This is a genomic window from Acidisoma sp. 7E03 (assembly GCF_054665075.1).
The window spans coordinates 1-205 of sequence record NZ_BAAFHE010000078.1; the positions used below are offsets into that span (position 1 = coordinate 1).

General features: G+C 73.7%; 1 protein-coding gene. It reads left to right on the forward strand.

Translation table 11 applies throughout. The annotated features are described in order from the left end of the window. On the forward strand, positions 1 to 205 hold a 205-nt coding region (locus ACYQ6W_RS22760; protein WP_459678601.1), incomplete at both ends, for a hypothetical protein.

The window sequence follows — 205 nt, forward strand, 5'->3', positions numbered from 1 at the left end:
CCGGCGGGCGAGACCTTCTCGACGAGCGGGACGGCCTCGGTGACGACGACCTCGGGTTCGGCCGTGACGGCGGCGCCGATCGGCGAATATGCGGGCAGCACGGTCACCGGCACGGTGTTCAACGACCTGAACGCCGATGGCAGCCAGGGGACGGGCGAGGGCGGCCTGGCCGGCCAGACGGTGCGGCTGCTGCAGGGCAGCACGG